General features: G+C 59.9%; 1 protein-coding gene. It reads right to left on the minus strand.

Going from position 1 to position 1,392, the window contains the following annotated elements; genetic code table 11:
* A partial coding sequence (locus tag AC11W3_RS14250; protein WP_484093205.1) for a phosphatase PAP2 family protein occupies nucleotides 1-857 on the minus strand: 857 nt, incomplete at its 3' end.
* Between the last annotated feature and the right edge of the window lie 535 nt (nucleotides 858-1,392).

Genomic DNA, 1,392 nt, shown 5'->3' on the forward strand with positions numbered 1-1,392 from the left:
GAATCCTCTGCATCACTTTTCTTCTCACCCCTGTCATTGTGCCATGGGTAGTGCAGCAGGCGGGGGAGGATGAAACCGGAAAAGAGTCCGATGGCGGTACCGGCGAGGACGTCGGTGGTGTAGTGACGATCGGAGATGATCCGCAGGATCCCGTCGACCGCCGAAACTCCCAGTCCGGTTGCGCAGATGGCGTTATCGGTGGTCTCGCTGCCGTAGTAATCCTGATACTTGTGGTGGGTGCACAAAAGCCCTGCTCCTGTGAAGGCTAAGGCGGCATGATTGCTCGGCATGCTCCGGTTTTCCTCTGTCCCCTCGCACCGGCCGTTGGCGCAGTTGCGCACGAACGGCCTCTCGCGGGCTATGAGGTTCTTCATGACGCTGGAGACCAGTGCGGTAAAGGTGAAGGATTCAAGGTTGATGACTTGGGTCTGCCACTGTGCGTCCCAGTGCGAGTCCCTCAAGCCCTGAACGGCAAAGGACTCCAGAACGGGAGCGGTCATCATCACCCCCATCAGCACGTTGCTGGCCATGTCGGCAGCATCCCTTGCGTCCCTGCTCTCCAGGCGAACAGCATCACGGATCCCCTCGTCGAAGCCGTTGCGTGCAGTCCAGTGGGCCTCCGCCTGCCTGCCATTCTTTATCTCAACGTATATGGTCCCGGCAGCAGCCGCAGAAATGGCCAGATATTCGGCAGCACCGGCTCGCCTCCAGGGCCACTCCTTCCCTCCTGCCTCGCCAGGATTGACCTCGGCCTTACTTTCCTTCGGAGACAGGTCTTCATCATCTGCCGGACAGAATTGTCCGGTAGCATCCGGACAATCTGCCGGCGGCGGGGCTGCCCCGTCCGGGGCCACCACATTTGAAGCGCCACGCCCCGGGGCCTGGGTGGAAGTGGCAAGTCCAGAAGCATGAGGACCAGCGTGATTCAGCAAGGGAACTACGGCCGGAGTCGCTTCAGCAAAAGCCGGAAGTCGACAAAGGGTCATGATGAGGAAGGCGGCGATCGCAAGATATCTTGAGCTGGAATTTAGCATGCACGACATTAAGCTTCATGTTCTCAATATTGTCAAATGAGAAAACGGCCCTTGACGTGTTAACCGGAGATGTTGGTCAAAATGCAGGAAAGGGAGCCATCATAGCTCCCTTTCCTGTACTGCAGATTATTGCATTACCAGTGCCTCGAGGGCAAGAGCCCTCACCCCAGCCCCTCCCGCTTGCGCGCCGAAGCGCTTCAGCGCGCAGGCCCGCAGGGCGAGGGGGAACTCGCACCGTGTCCTTCCGGGAAGGGGGACACCAGGGGAGGGGGACACCGGGGAAGGTGCTTGTGCGGAAGTCGGTAGCCGTTGCGTCCCCCCCTTGTCAAAGGGGGGACAGGGGGGATTTGCCGTGGGA

The organism is Geomonas sp. (assembly GCF_056994735.1).